The 20,417-nt window shown below is 53.8% G+C and carries 19 protein-coding genes; 13 read left to right on the top strand and 6 right to left on the bottom strand.

Annotated elements, in window-relative coordinates:
• Window positions 1–470: 470 nt before the first annotated feature.
• From FYJ62_RS04740 to FYJ62_RS04750, 3 genes are all read right to left on the bottom strand, one after another.
• Window positions 471–1,328, bottom strand: coding sequence for a GRP family sugar transporter (locus FYJ62_RS04740; RefSeq protein WP_154548251.1), 858 nt, complete (start codon window positions 1,326–1,328; stop codon window positions 471–473).
• Between the two features lie 236 nt (window positions 1,329–1,564).
• The gene (gene cls, locus FYJ62_RS04745; protein ID WP_154548253.1) at window positions 1,565–3,028 is read right to left on the bottom strand and encodes a cardiolipin synthase; all 1,464 of its coding nucleotides are present in this window, start codon (window positions 3,026–3,028) and stop codon (window positions 1,565–1,567) included.
• A 72-nt stretch (window positions 3,029–3,100) separates the two neighbouring features.
• Window positions 3,101–4,030 carry an alpha/beta hydrolase gene (locus FYJ62_RS04750; protein WP_154548255.1) on the bottom strand — a complete coding sequence of 310 codons (930 nt, stop codon included), beginning with the start codon at window positions 4,028–4,030 and terminating at the stop codon, window positions 3,101–3,103.
• 111 nt (window positions 4,031–4,141) lie between these two features.
• Between FYJ62_RS04750 and FYJ62_RS04755 the strand changes: the two genes are divergently transcribed.
• Entirely contained in the window at window positions 4,142–4,942 is an 801-nt protein-coding gene (locus FYJ62_RS04755) for a ribonuclease H family protein (protein ID WP_154548257.1), read from the top strand.
• Between the two features lie 200 nt (window positions 4,943–5,142).
• On the opposite strand, the gene FYJ62_RS04760 is transcribed toward FYJ62_RS04755, so the two are convergent.
• On the bottom strand, window positions 5,143–6,099 hold the full coding sequence (locus tag FYJ62_RS04760; RefSeq protein ID WP_154548259.1) for a DUF1002 domain-containing protein: 957 nt from the start codon (window positions 6,097–6,099) through the stop codon (window positions 5,143–5,145).
• 208 nt (window positions 6,100–6,307) lie between these two features.
• On the opposite strand from FYJ62_RS04760, the gene FYJ62_RS04765 reads away from it, so the two are divergent.
• The 5 genes from FYJ62_RS04765 to FYJ62_RS04785 all read left to right on the top strand — a co-directional run bounded on the left by FYJ62_RS04765 (window position 6,308) and on the right by FYJ62_RS04785 (window position 10,591).
• Window positions 6,308–7,162, top strand: a complete 855-nt coding sequence (locus FYJ62_RS04765) for a glycosyltransferase family 2 protein (RefSeq protein ID WP_154548261.1) — start codon at window positions 6,308–6,310, stop codon at window positions 7,160–7,162.
• The gene (locus FYJ62_RS04770) at window positions 7,146–7,805 is read left to right on the top strand and encodes an alpha/beta fold hydrolase (RefSeq protein ID WP_154548263.1); all 660 of its coding nucleotides are present in this window, start codon (window positions 7,146–7,148) and stop codon (window positions 7,803–7,805) included. The genes FYJ62_RS04765 and FYJ62_RS04770 overlap by 17 nt, the downstream gene beginning before the upstream one ends.
• A gap of 95 nt (window positions 7,806–7,900) precedes the next feature.
• Window positions 7,901–8,902, top strand: coding sequence for a ribose-phosphate diphosphokinase (locus FYJ62_RS04775; protein WP_154548265.1), 1,002 nt, complete (start codon window positions 7,901–7,903; stop codon window positions 8,900–8,902).
• 153 nt (window positions 8,903–9,055) lie between these two features.
• Window positions 9,056–9,736 (top strand): TetR/AcrR family transcriptional regulator, encoded by a 681-nt coding sequence (locus FYJ62_RS04780; protein ID WP_154548267.1) that lies wholly within the window; start codon window positions 9,056–9,058, stop codon window positions 9,734–9,736.
• A 12-nt stretch (window positions 9,737–9,748) separates the two neighbouring features.
• Window positions 9,749–10,591: a hypothetical protein gene (locus FYJ62_RS04785; RefSeq protein WP_154548269.1), complete on the top strand. Its 843-nt coding sequence runs from the start codon at window positions 9,749–9,751 to the stop codon at window positions 10,589–10,591.
• A gap of 144 nt (window positions 10,592–10,735) precedes the next feature.
• On the opposite strand, the gene FYJ62_RS04790 is transcribed toward FYJ62_RS04785, so the two are convergent.
• Both FYJ62_RS04790 and FYJ62_RS04795 read right to left on the bottom strand, forming a co-directional pair.
• Window positions 10,736–11,389 carry a Crp/Fnr family transcriptional regulator gene (locus FYJ62_RS04790; protein WP_154548271.1) on the bottom strand — a complete coding sequence of 218 codons (654 nt, stop codon included), beginning with the start codon at window positions 11,387–11,389 and terminating at the stop codon, window positions 10,736–10,738.
• Window positions 11,390–11,427: 38 nt separating this feature from the next.
• A complete protein-coding gene (locus FYJ62_RS04795) occupies window positions 11,428–12,759 on the bottom strand; it encodes a CAP domain-containing protein (RefSeq protein WP_154548273.1) in 1,332 nt (443 codons plus the stop codon).
• Between the two features lie 164 nt (window positions 12,760–12,923).
• Here FYJ62_RS04795 and FYJ62_RS04800 point away from each other — a divergent pair, with 164 nt between their 5' ends.
• The 7 genes from FYJ62_RS04800 (at window position 12,924) to FYJ62_RS04830 (ending at window position 20,417) form a co-directional block, all read left to right on the top strand.
• Complete coding sequence (locus tag FYJ62_RS04800) at window positions 12,924–14,012, top strand: D-alanine--D-alanine ligase family protein (RefSeq protein WP_154548275.1); 1,089 nt, start codon at window positions 12,924–12,926, stop codon at window positions 14,010–14,012.
• Between the two features lie 30 nt (window positions 14,013–14,042).
• Window positions 14,043–14,681 (top strand): MerR family transcriptional regulator, encoded by a 639-nt coding sequence (locus tag FYJ62_RS04805; RefSeq protein WP_154548277.1) that lies wholly within the window; start codon window positions 14,043–14,045, stop codon window positions 14,679–14,681.
• Window positions 14,682–14,814: 133 nt separating this feature from the next.
• Entirely contained in the window at window positions 14,815–15,954 is a 1,140-nt protein-coding gene (locus tag FYJ62_RS04810) for a YibE/F family protein (protein WP_154548279.1), read from the top strand.
• Window positions 15,951–16,754 (top strand): YibE/F family protein, encoded by an 804-nt coding sequence (locus FYJ62_RS04815; protein ID WP_154548281.1) that lies wholly within the window; start codon window positions 15,951–15,953, stop codon window positions 16,752–16,754. The genes FYJ62_RS04810 and FYJ62_RS04815 overlap by 4 nt, the downstream gene beginning before the upstream one ends.
• Entirely contained in the window at window positions 16,720–17,625 is a 906-nt protein-coding gene (locus FYJ62_RS04820) for an alpha/beta hydrolase (protein WP_154548283.1), read from the top strand. Before FYJ62_RS04815 ends, FYJ62_RS04820 begins: the two co-directional genes overlap by 35 nt.
• A gap of 176 nt (window positions 17,626–17,801) precedes the next feature.
• Window positions 17,802–19,430, top strand: a complete 1,629-nt coding sequence (locus tag FYJ62_RS04825; protein ID WP_154548285.1) for a glycoside hydrolase family 13 protein — start codon at window positions 17,802–17,804, stop codon at window positions 19,428–19,430.
• Between the two features lie 27 nt (window positions 19,431–19,457).
• A complete protein-coding gene (locus FYJ62_RS04830) occupies window positions 19,458–20,417 on the top strand; it encodes a LacI family DNA-binding transcriptional regulator (protein WP_206987999.1) in 960 nt (319 codons plus the stop codon).

The raw sequence follows: 20,417 nt of genomic DNA on the forward strand, positions 1-20,417 counted from the left end.
CGTCAAGCAGCAGTCAATGCGGCTTGGCGGAATCGTCGGAGGGGGCACTTCCGTGATAAATAGACTGACCTCTGTTTTTGCACTGCTGTTCAGCTTGCTGGACAGAACCAGTAAAAAAGCAGGCTTGGCTTCGGTCAAGCCTGCTTGCAAGAATAAGTTGGTCGTTCTCAGAAGCTGTAGGCTGCGCGTGGGCACTAGCCTATAAAGAAACCCCCGACCTTGGTCGGGGGAGCATGTCATCTTTTTCTTCGATCATTGTTTGTGCTTTTTCTCCAAAATAGTTAAATCAAATGCATTGCTGATTCCAAAAATTGGCCAAAGCACATGGGGCCTTGTTGTGGGGCATGGCAACCGTCTCCTTGCAAATGGTTAAGATTGTCTAAAGATAATGATAATTTTAATATAAAAGATAAATTTATGGAACATGAAAACGCCTCCCAAAGAAAAACTTTGGAAGGCGTTGTTTTTTCTTAGAATTTGGTCAGGCCGATCATGATGGCCCCAGCCACGACCAGCAAGAGGCCGAGCAGGGTGTGGCGCATTTCCTTGTGGGTCTTCATTTCATGCAGGATCCACATGCCGCCAAGGGTGGCAATGACCACGTTCAGCTGGGACAGGGTAAAGCCAACGGCCACCCCGTTGAACTGGTTGGAGAACAGGAGGGCCAGGTTGGCCACCGCGAAGCAGAGCCCGGTCAGGATGTTGGCGAAGGATTCCTTGTTGAAGGTGTCCTTGCGGTCAACGGTCAGGGAGTAGATCAGGCTGCAGAGGAACATGGCCAGACTTTGCGGCAGCAGCATCTCCCACCCGTTCAGGTTGAAGATCCGCGGCAAGACGGCGTAGCCCACGAAGCCAACGGAAGAAATGGTCAGCAAGATCAAGCCTTGCAGGCTGCTGCCAGCCGCGTCCTTATTTTCAGAGTAGGACAGGGAGATGATCCCGAAGATGATCAAAGCGATCGCGGCCGCACCCAGGACCAACTGCCAGGTCTTGGTCCATTCATGGAAGTAGAAGACGGCGAAGAGGGCCGTCCCTACCAGCTGCTGGCCGGTGCTGATCGGCATGGCCTGGGACACGTCAAAGATGTCGAAGGACTTGACCTGCAGCAGCTGGCCGATAGTCCAGGAGATCCCGCAAAGCACGGAACCCAGAAGCAGGTTGCCCGTCAGGTGCTGCGGGGTCTTGATCAAGCTGACGACCACCGCGAAAAGGAAGGTCCCCATGGTCATGCCCACGACCTTGTTGGTGAACTTGCCGCCGATTTTCTGCATTACGATTGATTGGACGCCCCAGGCAAAGGCTGGGACCAGTCCGACAAAAATACCCATATTTACTATTTGCTCCTTATAATCTCGTGAATTGACATCAATAAAAACACGACAAACACATAAAAAAACATTTTAACCGTGGGGTACTATTACTTAGCGCTGGTCGCGGCTAAAATGCTGATTTGTCAATTCTATCATAAGGACCCGGTAAAAAGAAAGTGTTTTCTTGAAAACGGATCAAAAAAATGGGCATTTTTCAAAATGCTATGAAAGTAGTTTCATGTTTTCATATTTTTTCACAAAATTGGCGACAGGAGGCGGGAGAAGCTCTGCAGGGCATGCATGAAGTGGGACTGCTGGTCGAACATCTCTGGCGTCATGTGGGTGCAGGCTTCCAGGTCCTTTTCGAACTGGTCGGCCATCTCTTTATTGAAGCCGCGGTCGTAGACGAAGACGTTGTCCTCAAAGTTCAGGTCATAGGAGCGGTAGTCCTGGTTGACGCTGCCAACCGTGGCGTATTTGTCATCGACGATGATCGTCTTGGCATGCAAAAAGCCATTGTTGTAGGTATAGATCTTGACCCCGATCTTGGACAGCTGGCGGGCGTACCACTGGGTTGCCCGGTAGATGAAGGGGTGGTCCGGCATGCAGGGGATCATGATCCGCAGGTCAACGCCCGAGGCGGTCAGGATCTGCCAGGCGGCCACCATGGCCTCATCCGGAATCAGGTAGGGAGTCTGGATCCAGACCCGCTTGCGGGCCAGCATCATCAAGCGGACCAGGCCGTTGCGCATATAGGGCTCGTCGTTGTCCGGCCCGTCGGAGACGACCTGGACGGCCATGTCGTCTTCATCGATATCCTGCTCATCCAGATCCGGGAACAGCTTCTCGTCAAAAGAGATCAGTTCCGCTTCTCTCGCGGCCGAGGCATTCCAGTCCATGACGAAGCGCTCCTGCAGCAGGAGGGAGGCTGAGCCGACCAGGCGCAGGTGGGTGTCGCGCCAGTAGCCAAACTTCTTCTTGCGGCCCAAGTACTGGTCGCCGACGTTGAAGCCGCCGGTCCAGGCGGTGACCCCGTCGATGACGACGATCTTCCGGTGCAGGTGGTAGTTCATCCGGTTTCTGGAGATCATGTTCCTGGAAGTGATGAACTGCAGGACGTCCCCGCCAGCCTCGGTCAGCTGGTTGAACCAGGCCTTGGAAGCCCCAAAGGAGCCCCAGGCATCGTAAAGAACGCGGACCTGGACCCCTTCTTTGGCCTTTTGGATCAGCAGGTGCAAAAAGTCATTGCCGATCTGGTCGTTATAGATGGTGTAGTACTCGACGTTGATGGAAGACTTGGCGGCCTTGATGTCCTTGAACAAGTCGCGGAACTTGTCGTGACCGTCCGTATAGAGCTTGAGCTTGTTGTTCTTGGTGATGGGCGACTCCCCGTCCTTGTCCAGGTACTTGATCAGGATCTTGGCGCTGGGGGAGCTGTCGGCCCGGTCGATCTTGGCTGGGGCCTTGGTGATCATCTTCTGGACATTGGAGAGGCCAATGTGCTTCTGGCGGTTGATGGCAAAAAGGTTTTCCTGGGAAATTCCCCGGCCGAGGAAGCCGTAGGCAATGAAGCCGCCGATGGGGAAGATCAGGAGAACGATCAGCCAGGCCCAGGAGGTAGCAACCGACCGCTTGCGGTGGAAGACGGTCCAGAGGGCTAGAATCGCGTTGGCGAAGAAAATGATGTGCCAGACGTCGATCCAAGAGAAAGCTGTCATATCTGCTCCTTTCTATATTTCGCGTGATTTTGGTCTTGCTATGGCCTTTCTATTTTTGCGCTTGCCCGTGAATTATTGCAAGCCCAAAAACTTATCCAGGATGCCGATGACGAAGGGCTCATCGTGCATCTGCGAGTGTTCGGCCGTCTCGCCCCGGACCTCGACTTCCTGGTAGAAGCGGGCATTGGGGGCCAGGACGTAGCGGATGCTCTTGGCGGAAACGACCGAGATGAAGCGGTCGGAATTAGTCGCGTCCAGGACGTTCCCGTAGATGTTCAGGACGCGGATGCTGGGACTGAAGTCCTTGCGGTGGCGGAGCATGTAAGAGTAGTGGGGCGTCATCATTGATGGCCGCCCGCTTTCGGTCAGCTGGTTGACGTTGGGGATGTCGCCCAGGTACATGACCCCGTTGAAAGGGCCGGCAATCAAGGCGCAGCTGGCCAGGCGCGGGAAGCCAGGCTTTTGGGCAAAGCGCATCTCCGTGGCGACCACGCAGGGCGAGCCCAGGGAGTGGGCGACGGCGCTGTAGTGGCTGAAGCCGTATTTGTGGGCTAAAAAAGGCAGCACGAAGCTGAGATAGTAGTTGATGCCCTGGTAGCCAACGAAGCGGTCCTTCATGGCCAGCTGGATGATTGGCTGAGAGTCACCGGTATAGGTCCCGGTCAAGCGGATGTTGCCCAAAAGGTCAGCCTCTACCTTTAAAAAGCGGCTGTCCCCCTTGGCTTGACCGGCTGCCTGGACCATGACGTTGGTCGTGTAGTCCCCGCCGCGGAAGCCATGGATGTAGATAATGGGCACCTGCTCGCCGGCCGCGGCAGGCCGCCCTTCAACCGTGGCCTGGTCGGCAATCTTGGGGCGGTGCAGCTTGAGGAAGATCCGGCAGGGCGGAAAGGTGGCCAGCAGGCCTAGGGCAATCATTTGGTTGACGGAGTGGCCGGCCTGGTTCTTGCGCCGTTTCTTTTCAGTTTCTTCAGCGTATTTTCTGGAATTGAAAAAAAGCATGTTTCCTCCTAAACCACTAATGCCATCTTGATACCTAACTATGATAACATGTTCTCGAACAAGACCAGCAAGACAGATTGCTCGAAAAGCAGCAGAGAAAGGATTTTTATCATGAAATTTTACGCAGTACGCAAGGGCCGCGAGCCGGGCATCTACCACTCATGGGAGGAGGCCAAGGCCCAGGTCGATGGCTTTCCGGGGGCAGAGTTCAAGTCCTTTGCCAATCCCATGGATGCCATTGAATTCATGGATTTTAGCGCGGATGAAGCCCTGGATGGGCTGAAAAAGGCTGAAAATACCTTTGAAAATGCCATGGCCAAGATCCAGCGCAAATCGGCCCAATTAGCCAAAAATCCTGCCGGGTCGGCCCAAATCAGGGTCAACCCAGGTGATCCGGCAGTCACGGTGCCGGTGGACGGTCCATACGCGGCTTACGTCTATACCGATGGCGGCTGCCGCAACCATGGGGTTCATAAAGGCGGCCACGTCAAGGAAACCGACCCAGGGGCTTGGGGCTACCTGATCGTCTTGCCGGACGGGCAGAAGTTCGATGGGACAGATGGCGAATTTCAGGCGACCAACAATAAGATGGAAATGACGGCTTTTTTGGAAAGTCTGCGGAAATTAGAGGAATTAGGGCTGCAGGAGCAGGCAGTCCTTTATTCTCTGGATTCGCAATACGTCTTGAATGGCGTCCAGCACTGGATGGCTGGCTGGAAGGCTAAAGGCTGGCGCAAGGCCAAGGGGGAGATTGCCAACCTGGACCTGTGGAAGGCGATTGATGCCGAAGTGGCCAAATTCTCAAACTTGCATTATAAATGGGTTAAGGGGCATGACGTTAATGCCGGCAACATCTATGTTGACCACCTGCTCAACCACACCATGGACAAGATGGAAGCTGAGCAAAAATAATAAAGAGTCTGGGGAAAACTCAATGTCATTATGTTAAGACATTGACGCCGGGCACTTTTGAGCTTCCGCAGCTCTCTGCCGTGATTTGAGATACATAAAAAGGCTTCCAGAAGTTTTATACTTCTAGAAGCCTTTTATATTCGTTAGATTTTTTACCAGACTCTTTGCTTGCCGCCAAGTAAAGCTGGCGGGATTGGTAATTACTTATTCGAGTTAAACAGGCTGGTGAAGAATTCCACGATGGCATCCCAAAGCTTTTGCAAAGCATTGCGGTTCTCTTGAGTATTCAATTTAGAAAAGATGCCTTGGGCATTTTTCTGGATGGAATCCATAGCCTTGGCGGCCTGCTGTTTAAAGGAACCGGACTTCAGGGCGCCTGAGTCGCGGATTTGGATCAAGATATTGACGATCTGGTTCTTCTGTTCATTGGTGATGACATTGCCCAGGTTGTTGTCTTTAATTTCGTTGTTGACGATATTAATGATGTCCTGCTTGGAAAGGTCAGAGCCCTTTTCGGCCATTTCCTTCTTGGCTCCGGCAACGGCATTGTTTAATTGCGCGTCGGAATAGCCATCCTTGCCCTTGTTTTCCTTGGTGATCCCGCTCAGGGTGTCCATTTCGTTCTGAGCGGCATTGATCTGGCTTTGGCTGAGCTTGTTGCCGGCCTTGGCATAGGCCTTGTAGATTCCGGCCAAGGCACCAGACCCGTCGATCGGCACGGCGGAAGTAACATAAATGTTGGCGTCGGTGATCCCGGCAGTCACGGCCGCGTTCTTGTACTGGTCAGCAGTGATAGTCGTAATATTATTGCTTCCATTGTAATCCAGGATCTTGACGTTGATCCCAGAGCCGGAGCTGGTCTTTTCAATGGCCGCGCTGGACCAGACGCCGGAAGCGCTGGTGAAGCTGGAGCCGGACGGGTTCAGGTAGGTCACCAGGTCGCTGCCGGTGACGGTCAGCGTGTTGTAGCTGGAAGAGTCGCTCAAGGCGCCCTTTAATACGTTTAAAGTCCCTTTCTCTTGTGAAGAAGTCAATGACGTCCCTAAGGTAATTACCGGCGCGGCATCGTCAGCAGCAGCGCTGGCGTGGCCGGCAGCAAAGCCAATAAGGCTGAAGCAGGCCAAGACGGCAGTCAAGGCCGTAATTAGTTTTTTCATGATTGGTTCTCCTTTACGCCAATTATTATACTAGATCCGGCTATTTTTGCCCTGACGTTTAGAAAAAATTAACAGTCGCGCCCGCCGTGATCTTTGTCATGTTTGCCCTGGCTGGCGAAAAAATTCTGGCATAGATGTTATAATGGATTCAATTGCTGAAGATCTGATTTAATTGTATGAATGAGCTGAACAAGAAGGAGGGAGACGCTTGAGCCAAACTGGTGAACCTGAATTGACCGTGATCATGACGGTCTACAACCAGGAAAAATACATTGCCAGAGCCTTGGATCACCTGCTGGCACAGAGCAACCGGAATTTTAAGCTCCTGATCATCGACGACGGCTCCACGGACCAAACCGTGGCCATTGCCCAAAAGTACGCGGCCCGCTTTCGCTGCTTTAAGCTGGTGGTCAAGGAGAACAAAGGGGTGGCCGCGGCCCGCAACCTGGGTCTGGACCTGGTCGACACGCCTTACTTTATCTTTCATGATGGCGATGACTGGGTTGATCCGGCCTATACCGACTACTTTATCAAGCAGTTCAGCGAGCACCCGGAATGGGACTATATCGCTTGCGGCTACTACCTGGATTCTGAGAAGATCACGGCCAAGCCGATCGCGCCAAAAGCAGCCGCGGGGATGCTGACCAAGCTGCAGGGGCTGCGCAAGATCCTGGGAACCATCACTTCCTCCGTGCGCGGCTACTCCTGGAACAAGTGCTACAAGACCAGCCTGGTGCGCCAGTACGATATCCGTTTCAACGAGGAGCTGGACTTGATGGAGGACCAGGTCTTCAACGTGGACTATTTGACCAAGGTGCGGAACTTCTACTTTAATACCATCCCGCTCTACCACTACTGGCAAAGACCGGACAGCGCCGTCCACACGGTCAGCTGGTCGCACTCAATGAGCATCGTCCGGGCCAACTGCCTGATGCTCTCCATCGTGGTCAAGAACAGCTGGCACAACTGGAGAAAGAGCCACGAAATTCGCCAGATCCACCCAAAGCGCGAGTATTCGCGCAAATTTTTAAGCGAGGGAATCAAAGATGATCATCAAAGTTAATGGAGTTGACCTCTACTATCAAAAGCTGGGCCAAGGCCGCCCGCTAATCCTGCTGCATGGCCACCACCTGGACGGGGGGATGTACAGCAAGGTCATGGCGCCGCTGTCCCTGTACTACACGGTCTATGCCCTGGACATGCGGGGGCATGGCTTGAGCAGCGGGGAAATCGCCGAGCACTACCAGACTGAAGTGGAAGACCTGGCGGCCTTCATCAAGCAGCTGGGCCTGGAGAAGCCTTACGTCTTTGGCTACGACTCCGGTGGTCTGGTCACCATGATGTTGGCCAGCCAGGAGCCCGACTTGTTGGGCAAGGCGATCGTGGCCGGGGTCTTTATCGACGGGCATGGGATCCACAAGTATCACTACCTGACGGAAGGGGTCAGACGCTTTCTCAAGTTTGACCGCGACAGCCGGGTGGAGCTGACCGAATCCTACATGACGCCGGAATCCCTGGAAAAGATCACGATCCCGCTCTTGTGCGTGGTTGGGGAGAACGACTGGGTAAAAGTCGAACATGTCCGCTGGTACAGCAGCCTGGTGCCAAACGGCCGCCTGGTCTTGATGCCGCGGCAGACGCACGATTCTTACGCGGTTGGCAGCCTGAAGATTTTGGACCTGATAAAAGATTTTTGCAAGGATTAGTCAAAGAAATACTGCTTAAAGGCGAACCTTTGATATAATACTTACGTAGACATAAAATTAGCACGAGTTTAGTGAATGATTCTAAGGGGCTCATGATGACATCATTATCAAAAGAAGAAATCCATAGTTTGCTGCACCCAATGAAGCTGATCGGCCTGGGCGGCAACCCGCAACTGAATGAAAAGGTCGCCAACATTTTGGGCGTGCCGTTGCTGGAAACTTCCGTTCACCACTTTAGTGACGGGGAAATCCAAGTCAACATCGCTGAAACCGTCCGCGGCTGCGACGTCTTCGTCATTCAATCAGTCCAAGACCCAGTCAACGAAAACTTCATGGAATTGGAAATCGTGCTGGACGCCCTGCACCGGGCTTCAGCCCACTCAGTCAACTGTGTCGTTCCTTACCTGGCCTACTCCCGGTCCGACACCAAGACCCGCTCGCGTGAGCCAATCACGGCCAAGCTGATTGCCAACTTGCTGCAATTGACCGGCATTGACCGCCTGCTGACCATCGACCTGCACGCGTCCCAAATCCAAGGCTTCTACGACCTGCCAGTCGACGACCTGCACGCCATTCCAATTTTGGCCCAATACTTCCTGGACAACGGGATCGTTTCCAAGGATGAAGAAGACGTCGTTGTCGTTTCACCAGACCACAGCGGCACCAAGCTGGCCCGGAACTTCGCCCAGTACTTCAACGCGCCAATCGCGATCGTTGACCAGCGCGGGGCAAGATACGACGACAGCGTCCACGACATGATCGGCGACGTTCAAGGCAAGAAGTGCATTATTATCGATGACTTGATCGATACTGGCACCCGTCTGGCTTCATCAACCAGATCCGTCTTCGCGGCCGGCGCGACTAAGGTCTATGCCGCTGCCACTCATGCCTTGCTGTCTCAAGACGCGACTAAGGTTCTGAACGGCTTGCCGCTGGAACAGATCGTGGTAACCGACACCATCAAGCACAGCAAGTATCCGGACCGGATCGTCCGCCTGTCAGTTGACCGCTTGCTGGCCAAGGGGATTGATCACATCTACAACGACCGTTCAATCCACGAAATCTTTGACGAACAAAACAGATTCACCAAAGACTAAAGCAAATTTAGCAACTAAAGGGGAGGCTTGTCAGGGCATTCCCCTTTTTGCTTTTTCTTTGTCTATTTCCTTAAATAAGGTTAAAGTATATGTATTATCGGCCGGAAAGATTGCTATAATTTTAAATAACTTTTGAAGGAAGGACAATTTTAGATGGCTAGAAGAAAAAATATGCAGCGGCGGCGTGAAATTTTAGACAACACCTTCCGCTTAATCAGAATTCAAGGCTTTGATCACGTATCATTGCAGATGATCGCGGAAAAGTCAGGCATTTCCAAATCATTGTTGCAGTCTTATTATCCACATAAGGCCCGCTTGATGAGCGACATCGTCAGAAACCTGTTCAACACGATGTGGGACCAAGTCGACGCCAACTATCACGCGACCACCAAGAACCCTTTTGCCCGGGTCAAGGCTTTGATCTACACCATTGCCTCATTGGGGATGGAAGACAAGGGGCTGGACCGCGTGATTTCCGAGGCCTTCACCAACCAGTCTTCTTTGGACAACTGGAGCAAAATGCTGGATGAATGGATGAAGTCGCATGATGCCTTCGCGGAATACAGCAACTACCAGGAAATCCGGACTGGCATTGCCTTTATCGTTACCGGGGTTGGCCGCCTTTACCGCGACCGCGGCAAGCACCACCTGAACGCGGAGCAGATGGCGGACTACGCGACCAGCTCTTTGATGTTCAGCTTCGTGCACGCTGACAAGGACGCGATCGACGAAGTCCTGGCCGAAGGCCATGGCATCATCAACGATGCAAGCACGGAAGATGTGCGCCATGCCATCGACACCATGTTTGACGAAGGAAAAACCATTTACAGTTAAGGGGTAGTTTAGATGGCAGAAAGTTCCAGAATGATCAGACGCAGGGAAAGCAGCCAGCGGTATAAAGACGACTGGGCACCGTACAAGCGGCCCATGGCCTTCCTAGTCTTCCTGCTGGTCAGCCTGGCCATGGCGATGGGGACTTTTCTCAATCCGGCCTTTATGAAGGGGGCAATCAAGTCTGAGAGCAACACGGTCGTCGTCAGCAAGATGGTCAACAGCCATTTCAACCGCCTGGCCACGATCGTTGGCGGCAGCAGCGATGACGAGAACCTGATCTCTGATGAGCAGGCCAGAGCGGTCGAAGACCTGATTATCGACTACAAGTATGGCTGGCACTTTTTGCATACGGATGATACGCGCCTGGCCAACAGCATCAAGAAGGTGATCCTGGTCAGTGAAAAGACCGACTCCTCGCAAGTGGCCAGCGTCAGAAAGAAGCTGGGCAAGCAGAAGTCTTCCGCCACCTACATTGTGGCCAATGCTTTTGACCTGGCGGGCGTCATGCTTGAAGCCAATATCGTCACGATCGTCCGCATCATCAACCTGCTGGCCATCGCGGTCTGCTTGATCGCCCTGCAGTCGCTTTTGAGCGATGCCTTCGGGCGGATCATCTTTAAGTCGGCCCTGCACGAGGCAATGGCCGGCTTGATGTGGGCTGGTTTCTTCATGATGCTGGTCTATGGACTTTTGGCCATGATTCCGATTTTGATGGATACCTCCGTGATTGCTTTCGCGGACTTTGGCTACTGGCTGGAAATTGCCAGCGGGGTCTTCTTGGACTTCGTCATCGCCGGCGCCATCATCTTCGTGATCAGCGCCATTCCATGGCAGGCTTCAGCGCGCGATAGCTAAGGGAAGCCAGCGGCCAAAAAGGCAGAAAAAAGAAGCAAGACAGAAATAAAGAAAATAAAAACCAGCTCTCTGCTATGGCGGGGAGCTGGTTTTATGTATGTAACTATTTTCGTATGCCCTTGTTTGACTGCTGATTGAAGAAGGTTAGTCCTGTTTCAGGATCGTCACGACCTTGCCGCGCAGGTCGATGATGCCTTCGTGCTTGAGCTTGGCGAATTCCCGGCTTAAGGTTTCAGGGGTGATGCCCAAGAGGCTGGCCAGGTCCTTCTTCTTCAGGGGCAGGGTGAAGGTGGCGCTGCCAGCTTCGTCCGCGTAGTCGCACAGGGTCGCGAAGAGACGGGGGCCGGCTTCCAGGGAATTGCGGCGGACGGCATTTCTTTGGGCAGTGACCAGTCGCTTGCCAAATTCATTAAGCATATGCAGGGACATTTCCGGGGATCGCTTGAGCAGGTTCTGGAAGTCCCGGCTGTTGATTGAGCAGGCCGTGCTGTCTTCCAGGGCCTCAATGAAAAAGTCATCGCCGTGGCTGTCAAAAAGGCTTTCCTCGCCTTTGATGTCGCCCTTCTGCATGACGTCGATGATTTGCTCATCGCCGTCGGCGTTAAGGCTGTAGATCTTGGCCTTGCCCGAATCCAGGGACATGACTGACAGGCGCCCGTCGCCCGGGTAGTGGAGCAGGCTGCCCTTCTTGAAGCGCTCCTGGTGGGTGGAAATCTTGACCAGCTCCTGGCGCAGGTCCAGGGGGAGGTTCTTAAAAATCGGCACGTGGCTGATGCAATTTAGCTTATCGTGAGTCATGAACTTTCTTTCTTTTCTGTCTGCAATAGCGGCAATGGCTATTTTTTCGCTTTCTTGCTGGTCTTCTTGCTTTTCTTGGCTTTTTTGCTGGCCTTGGCTTTCTTCTTGCTGGAAGCCTTTTTCTTGCTGCTCTTGGTCTTTTTCTTGGCAGCTGGCTTCTTGCTTTTCTTGGTCTTTTTCTTGGCGCTGGTCTTCTTGGCGGCCTTCTTGGTCACGGACTTGGTCGTCGTGATCTTGCTGGACTTGATCGTGGAGATGTTCTTGCCGACCTTGTAGAGGTACTTGGCCAGGCCCTTATCGTTCAAGACCTTCTGGGAGACCTTCTTGGACTTGCTGGTGCTTGAGGAGGCAACCTTCCCGGAAGTGGCGTAGGACCGGGTGGCGTCACTTTGCTTGAAGAGCTTGAAGCTGTAAGTGGCCAGCTTGCCGGCCCGGACGGTGTATTGGTGGCCGTCCGTCAATTTTAAGTTGGCCGGGTAGTAGGTGAGCACCGTTTGGAAGTTCCCGAAGCCATAGCTGCTGTAGTTGGCAACCGTCTTGGCCGCGTAGGTCTTGTGGGTGTCATCGTCAGTCACCGTGATCTTTGGGGTCTTGCTGCAGAACTTGGTGGAGAAGTACAGGGACCAGGCGATGTTCTTCCCGTTCAAAAGCTCAATTGGAAAGACCCCGGCGTTGGGGTAGGCCACCATTTCCCGGCTGGGGCTGGCGTAGGCGTCGCCCAGGTTCAGGACCTGGTTGACCGAGTAGCGGTAGCCGTTGGTCCCGTAAGCCGCCCCAACTGAGATCTTGCTCAGGCGGGTGGACAGGAGCCAGGCCCGGTGGCCGGTGTCAGAACCGGAAAGGTTGTAGCGGTCGGTCAATAAGTCCGTGATCACGTCACCGGCGCTTTGGTTTGACGCGTTGAAGTTCAAGTTGGCGGCGCTGGAGACGTCCTGGGCCAGCAGCCAGGTCTTCTTGCTGATGAAGGCCGGCCGCTTGTCCGTTGGCAAGCCGTGCTGGTTGACGAACGGGTTGGCATTGATGGCGGCCATGACCGCCGCGGTCGTCTGCGCGTTCTTGTTGCCGGAGGCCGTGGCCTTGACGGCCTTCAGGCCAAACAGGTCGCGGTAGTAGTTGATATAAGCCAGCTGGGAGGCAACGTAAGCTTGATTTAGGGTCCCAGCCTTGAAGTTCTGTTTGAGCGATGGTTTAACGGCGTAAAGGTTCTGCGCGGAGTAGGCAGTCTTGTCCAGAGCCGCGTATTCGGTCTGGAAGCGTCTGACTTCGGCCAGCTCCTGGGGCGTGAAAGCAGCCGCCTTGACCGGCGTGGCCAAGGCGAAGCCCAGCAAGAGCGGAATGGTAAGCAAAATTGGCTTGCGGCGCATAATCATCAACCCCCTTCTAGCTTATATTATAGCCGATTATGAGTCTTTTTTGCCACTAAGCGCTTTCAATGACGAAACTCTTAAATAATGGTAAGAATTGTCCATTTTCTTGCCCACAATAGGCTAGTTTTACGTATAATATAGAGTTGACAAAAAGGAGACAATCAAACATGACAAACAAGAAACAAGTTGGCTTGATTTTTGGTGGTAGTTCTTCAGAATATGAAGTCTCAATCATCTCGGCAAGCAACATCTACAAGGCAATTGACAAAGACAAGTTCGACGTGCACCCAATTTGGATCACCAATGAAGGGTACCTGACCAGTGAAGAAGACTCATTCAAGGTTCTGGAAGACCACGGCTACACGGTCGCCAAGGGCGACAAGCCAGCCAACCTGGCCAACATTGCTGAATTGGCCAACCGTCCGGAATTGGACGTCCTGTTTCCAATCGTTCACGGGAACCTGGGCGAGGACGGCGTTTTGCAAGGGCTCTTCCGCTTGATCGACAAGCCATTCGTTGGCGTGGACGTCTTGGCGGCTGCCGTGACGATGGACAAGGAATTCACTAAGATTCTGGCGGAAACGGCCGGCGTGCCAGTCGCTAAGTGGGTATCCATCAAGCGCTACGAATACGATGATCCAGACAATGAAAAGCTGAGCTACGACTGGGTAGCAAAGAAGCTGGGCACGACCAACCTCTTCGTTAAGCCATCAAACCAAGGCTCATCAGTCGGCATTACCCACGTGGTTGACGACTCCAACTACGCTGATGCTTTGGCGGAAGCCTTCAAGTACGACGACAAGGTCTTAGTTGAAGAAGGCATCGTCGGGACTGAAGTGGAAACGGCCGTTTTGGGCAACGACCACCCAATCGTTTCTGGCGTCGGCCAAATCATCAACGCCAAGAACACTTGGTACAGCTACGAAAACAAGTACAGCGACGACTCAACCACGACCTTGCAGATTCCAGCCAAGATTCCGGCAGAAACGGCAGAAAAGGTCCGGCAAAACGCCTTGAAGATCTACCAAGTCACTGAATGCAGCGGCATGGCCCGGATCGACTCCATGCTGCGCGAAAGCGACGGGGAAGTCATCTTCAACGAGCTGAACTCGCTGCCAGGCTTTACCAGCATCAGCATGTATCCAAAATTGTTCGAAGAAGCCGGCATCGCGTACGGGGACTTGATTACGCGCTTGATCGACTTTGCTGAAGAACGCTACGCGCACAAGAAGACTTTGTTGCACAAGCACGATTAGGATTGATTTTTGGGGAAACGGGAAATAAAAATGAGTGAGACCAGTGAGCGGAAAAAGACCAGTGAAGCGGCGAAGGAGCTTGGCATTAGTGAAAACACCCTGCGCAAGTATTCCAAGATCGTGGAAGAAGTGACTGGCAACCCGGCTTACTTTGCTCACCAGAAAAACGCCCGTCTCTACAGTCCAGAGGACCTGGAGAAGCTGCGCCAGCTGGTGGCCAAGTCAAAAGAGCCTGGCCAGACCCTGCTGCAGGCAGCCTCGGGGATTTTTGCCAAGGAGAATTCTGAGAAAATAGCCCAGGTGGTGGCGTCTTTGCAAAAGACCATCGAAAGCCAGAACCAGGTGATCGACTCCTTGAAAGAGGAGCTGTCGTCTTTAAAAGAAGCCCAGAAGCCAGCCGCGCCAGCTGACGACGTGCTTGGCTGGGATGACATTCCCGACCTGCCGGCTGATGACGCGGATGAAGAGGCCGACCTGGACCTGCCCCTGACCCCTGAGCAAAAGCGCGAGCGGGTGGTCGCGGACATGCACCGGTCGGATGAAGAGGTGCACCGGGCCTTGATGGACAAGGTCCAAGAACATGCCCAAAAGGCCGCGCCAACCCACCGGACTCTGGCGGACATGCAGCTTAAATCCAAGAAGCGTCCTTGGTGGAAGCGAATTTTTTAATCAGGCTGATTGAGTTTTTTGCTCAAGCTAAGGAATTGCTTAACTAATTCCTAAAAAAACACAGGCGACCGCACGCGGTCGCCTGTTTGTTTTACAATGAAAGCGCGAAAAGAAAACTGGAAAGGATGAAAGCATGAGCTTAAAGAAGCGGCGCCTGCTTTGGGCTGCCTTGGTCCTGCTGGCGGGCTTGCTGGCAACGGGGATCACCTACTTCAAGACCGCCGGCTATGCCAACGACGTGGCCGTGATTATGGATCGCCAGATCAAGGACAAGCTGCTCAAGAAGGAAACCGACATTTACAACAACAAAGATGAGGAGCGGCGCCAGTACCTGCACGTCAAGCTCCTCTCGGGCAAGCACCGGGGACAGGTCTTCAAAACGGTCAATACCTATTATCCCTCCCAGCTGGTCACCCAGAAGTACCGACCGCGGCAGCGGATTTTTGTCCAGATCCACAAGGGAACTTTGGCGATCATCTCGCCCAAGCGGGACTGGACCTTAATGCTGGCTTTGACCGTCACCTTGACCTTGATGATCCTGGTCGTGGGGGTCAAGAGCTGGCATTTGATCCTGTCGATGGCGGTCAGCTGGATCCTGTTCTACCTGCTGATTCTGTGGGACGTCCAAGTCAACGGGGCCTATATCGTCTTGATGTTCTCCCTGGCTGATATCGTCTTCTCCTTCTTCAGCCTGTGGCTGGTGCAGGGTTTTGGCAAAAAAATGCTAGTGACCTGGCTGGCGACGCTTTTGGGAGTCTTTGTCTCCTTTGGCCTCTGCTACTTGATCATTAAGCTGACGGGCGAAAGCTACCTCAACTATGAAATGGGCGACTATGCCACCCAGGACGTGCGGGGAATCTTTATGGCCCAGACCCTTTTAGGGGTGCTGGGGGCCGTTATGGACGAAGCTACGGACATCGTATCGAGTCTGCACGAGCTGATCCAGCACAAGCCAGAGATCACGGTGAAAGAGCTGCTGATTGCTGGCCGGACCATGGGCCAGGAGATCATGGGGCCCTTGATCAACGTCCTGGTCCTGCTTTTTATCTCTGAGGCTTTGCCGGAAAGCATCCTTTACCTGCGGGACAACAATACGATCAGCACCATGTTCAGCTTTACGATGAACCTGGGGGCTACCCAGAGCGCGGTCTCAGCGATCGGGATCGTCTTGACGGTGCCAATCGCGACGGCCTGCTGCCTCTTGTTCCTGAATAAGGAGCAGCGCGCGCGCATCAAGCTGGGCTTTAGCCGGAAAGGAGGGAAAGCGTCATGAGCAGCTTAGGAGCCTTGATTCTATTATTGGCGGTCTTGATGACCATCATTGGCGGGGAAACCGGGATCCGCAGCTTTTTCAGCGTCCTGATCAATACCCTGCTGCTGATCCTGGTCGCCCTCCTGATTTCCTGGGGCTTGAATATTCCCATCATTACCCTGATTTTCGTGCCTTTAAAACTGGTGACGATCATCTTCCTGGGAACCCACGACTATACGGTGGCTAAGAACTCTTTTTACGCCTCTGTCGGCGTTTTGGCCCTAGTCAGTCTCTTTATCACGGGCATCCAGTATCTGGCCCAGGCGGCCGGCTTAGGCCCGGAAGCGGGGGAAATTCTCCTGGGCCACTCCCAGATGCCGGGGATCAGCTATGAAATGATCGCCATCACCGTCGCGGTCTTCTCAGCCTTAGGGGCGGTCGCGGAAGCGGCGGTCTCCATGAGCTCCGGGATTTTGGAGATCAAGAAGGCCAAGCCGGGCATTACTGAGGAAGAATTGCTCAAGAGCGGGAGTGCCATTGGCTACGACGTCCTGGGGACAGCCATGAACACCATCATCTTCGGGATGTTCGGCAGCTTTTTGTCGCTTTTTCTTTGGTATTACAGGCTTCATTACTCCTTTGGAGAGGTAATTAATGATAAACTTTTCGTAAACGAGGCATTGATCATCATGTACTCCCTGATGGGCGTCTTGATGACCGTCCCTCTGGCAACCTTGCTCTTGTCCAGGGGGATGTCCAGGAGAAAAGACGAGGCGAAAAAGAACGATGGAAACCAAGAAGATTCAACTAAAGAACTTTAACGACCGCATATATACGGTCGAAACTTACACGATCAAGTCGGACCGACCGCCTTTGGACAAAAAGCGACCTTTGATGGTCGTCATTCCCGGCGGCAGCTTTACCCACCTGTCAGCCCGGGAAAGCGAGCCAATCGCGATGGCCTACATGGCGCGCGGCTACAATGCCTGCATCGTCAACTACAACCTGCTGCAAGATGAAGGGCAGATCTATCCAGATGCTGGTCTTGACGTCCTGTCAACGATCAAGTACTACCGGGACCATGCCGCGGAATACCAGATTGATCCGCGGCGGATTGTGACGATCGGTTTTTCCGCCGGCGGCCACATCGCGACCGGCGCCAATTACATGGCTGATGAGGCCAAGTACCAAGAAAAGTATGGCTATCAAGGGGATGAGGTCCGGCCGAACGCGACGATTTTGGGCTATCCTTTGACTGACGTCCACAAGGTGGCTTTTGAACTGGGCAGCCAAGCTGAAAGCGCCCTGCCAAAAGACGAGAAGCTGATCGACACTTCTTTGGGCGTGACGGAGAAGACGCCAGCTACCTTTATTTTCCAGTCATGGAATGACCCGATCGTTCTGCCAACCAACACCATGGCCTACGAGTCCGCCCTGTATGCCAACCATGTCCAGTGCGAGGCCCACATGTTTGACATTGGCCTGCACGGCTACTCTTTGGCCACGCCGGAACTGGCCACCGAGGACAACAGCTGGCAGGGCAGCCGGCATACGGCCAAGTGGCTTGAACTCAGTCTGGAATGGCTGGCCCACCGCTTCTCAGGCAAGAACTTTGACAAGAACCTGAAGGAACTGGCTGCCAAGTACGAGCCGGAAGGCTATGGCAAAGACGCTGACGAAGAAGACTATTGATCATTACTTTAAGCCGCCGCGGGAAAGTCCGCGGCGGCTTTTTTGAAGATTAAAAAACAGTGAAGCTTGTCGTCGCTTGAATTCGGGCTTGTGCTTGGTTATACTAGCCTTAATATGTGAGCGTTTTAGAAAAGCGTGTAGGAAAAAGTTATTTAATATGATTAGGTGCAATTAACATGAATGAAAGAAACAGCGTTTCTAAAGTAAAGGAGCCGTGGTGGAAGGACGCGGTCATTTACCAAATCTACCCAAAGTCTTTCCAAGACAGCAACGGGGATGGGGTTGGCGACCTGCAAGGGATCATCAGCCGCCTGGACTACCTGCAGCAGCTTGGCGTTGACGCCATCTGGCTCTGCCCGGTCTACAAGTCTCCAGGCATCGACAATGGCTACGATATCGCCGATTATGAGCAGATCGATCCGAAGTACGGAACCATGGCCGATATGGAAGAATTGATCGCGAAAGGCAAAAAGCGGGGAATCCGGATCGTAATGGACCTGGTGGTTAACCACACGTCTGACCAGCACCCTTGGTTCGTGGAAGCCAGAAAGCATCCTGATTCTCCAGAGCACGACTACTACGTCTGGCGTGAGCGGCCAAATGACTTGAAGTCCGCTTTTTCCGGCAGTGCCTGGGAATACGATGAGCAAGTCGGGCAATACTACCTTCACCTCTTTGCCAAGCAGCAGCCGGATCTGAACTGGACTAACCCCGCCCTGCGGGACAAGATCTATAAGATGATGAATTTCTGGATCGCCAAGGGGATCGGAGGCTTCCGCATGGACGTCATCGAGCTGATCGGCAAGCAGCCGGACGCGGGAGTTACGGCCAACGGTCCCAAGCTGCACGACTACTTGCAGGAAATGCACCGGGAGACTTTTGGCGAAGAAGACTTCCTGACGGTTGGCGAGACCTGGGGGGCAACGCTGGACAACGCGCCGCTTTACAGTGACCCGGACCGCAAGGAACTGTCCATGGTCTTCCAATTTGAATTCACCAACCTGGACAAGCAGGCGGGCAAGGAAAAATGGGACACCCGGCCAGTCGATCCTGGCGAATTGAAGCAGGTTTTGGCCAAGTGGCAGCGCCTGGACTTCAAGCATGCCTGGAACAGCCTCTTCTGGGACAACCATGACCTGCCAAGAATCGTGTCCCGCTTTGGCAACGACGGCAAATACCGGGTCGAAAGCGCCAAGATGCTGGCCATGATCCTGCACTGCCTGCGCGGAACGCCTTATATCTATGAAGGCGAAGAGATCGGCATGACCAACCGACACGTGGATACCATTGATGAGGTTGCCGACATTGAATCAGTCCGCATGTACAATGAGCGGGTGGCCGCTGGGGCCGATCCCAAGCAAGTGATCGCGTCCATCAACTCCCAGGGCCGCGACAATGCCCGGACTCCGATGCAGTGGGATGACAGCCAGAACGCCGGCTTCAGCAGCGCTAAGCCTTGGCTGGCGGTCAACCCCAACTATGCCGCGATCAACGTCAAAGCCGCCCTGGCCGACCCGGACTCCATTTTCTATGTCTACCAAAAGCTGATCGCCTTGCGGCATCACGACCGAATCCTGGTTGACGGTGACTTCAGCCTGCTGGACACCAGCGCTGGCGTGATGGCCTATAAGCGGATCCTAGGCGATGAGCAGCTTTTAGTCGTCGGCAACCTGACAGACCAGGAGCAGGTCTTGGATCTGCCGGACCAAATCGCGTCAGTCCTGGTAGCCAACGCTCCCGTGCCCAAGTCCTTGACTAAGGCGGTCTTAAGCCCGTACCAGGCCTTTGTCGCGCGGATCGCGTAAGCAGATAGATCAGAGGAGGATCACGGCGTGAAAAGAACTACAACCCTTGAGGACGTTGCCCGCAAGGCCCACGTCTCCAAGATGACCGTTTCCCGGGTTATCAATCATCCGGAACTGGTAGCCCCGGAATTGCAGCTGGTAGTCGAGGATGCCATGCACAAGCTCAACTACCACCCCAACCATGCGGCCCGGGCCCTGGCAACCAACCAGACCAATGTCGTCAAGTTTGTTATCTTGGAAGACGTTGACGGCACGGACCCCTACTTCACCAACGTGTTGTTTGGCGTGGCCACCGGCCTGAAAAAGGAAAACTACACGCTCCAGCTTCTGCTGGATGGCAAGCAGATCAACCAGGGCGCGGCAGATGGGGTAATCATCACCGGGGCCAGAACCGGTGAGTATCCAATGCTGAACCAGATCAAGATGCCTTTTGTCCTGTTTGGCGAAAACGGCGGCGGCTACGACTTCGTGGACACCAACAACCTGCAAGGGGAGACGATGGCGGCTGAGTACGCCTTAAAGCGCGGCTACAGCAACATCGTCTTCATCGGGCTCGATGTCAAGGAGGCTTTTGAATTCTCAAGAGAAGCCGGCTACGTCAATACCATGCAGCAGAACAAGAAGATCCCCCGGGTCTTCCGTCTGCCAAACAGTAGCCATGACGGACGCCAGTTCATCGAGGAGCACCTGGACGAATTTCCAAAGAACACCTGTTTCGTCTGTGCCAGCGACCGGATCGCCATGGGCGTGCTGCAGGGACTGGAAGCCCGCGAGGCCAGCGTTCCGGCTGACTTTGGCGTGATCGGCTTTGACGGGGTCCTGTTGAACCGGGTCGCTTCGCCAACGATTACCACCGTCAAGCAGGCCCTCTGGGAGATCGGCGAGAAGCTGGCCTACCTGATCCTGCGCAAGATCCGCCAAGACGGTGCCCCGCAAGGGGAAATGTTCATCGAGCCGACCTTGGACGTGGCGGAGTCGACCAAGTAG

The organism is Lactobacillus porci, from assembly GCF_009695985.1.
GTDB classification, from domain to species: Bacteria; Bacillota; Bacilli; order Lactobacillales; family Lactobacillaceae; genus Lactobacillus; species Lactobacillus absianus.